This window comes from Microseira wollei NIES-4236 (genome assembly GCF_020521235.1).
Lineage (GTDB): Bacteria > Cyanobacteriota > Cyanobacteriia > Cyanobacteriales > Aerosakkonemataceae > Microseira > Microseira wollei.
The window spans coordinates 1-297 of the sequence record NZ_BLAY01000649.1; the positions used below are offsets into that span (position 1 = coordinate 1).

The 297-nt window shown below is 52.2% G+C and carries 1 pseudogene; it reads left to right on the plus strand.

Going from position 1 to position 297, the window contains the following annotated elements:
- Positions 1 to 35: 35 nt before the first annotated feature.
- Positions 36 to 297, plus strand: a pseudogene (locus MiSe_RS50145) (hypothetical protein); the annotation flags it as partial.

Sequence of the window (297 nt, forward strand, 5' to 3'; positions counted from 1 at the left end):
CACAAAACTTTCAACTCTCTTGTGGGGCAGGCAAGATGCCCACCCCACAAAACTTTCAACTCTCTTGTGGGGCAGGCAAGATGCCCACCCCACAAAACTTTCAACTCTCTTGTGGGGCAGGCAAGATACCCACCCCACAAAACTTTCAACTCTCTTGTGGGGCAGGCAAGATGCCCACCCCACAAAACTTTCAACTCTCTTGTGGGGCAGGCAAGATGCCCACCCCACAAAACTTTCAACTCTCTTGTGGGGCAGGCAAGATGCCCACCCCACAAAACTTTCAACTCTCTTGTGGGG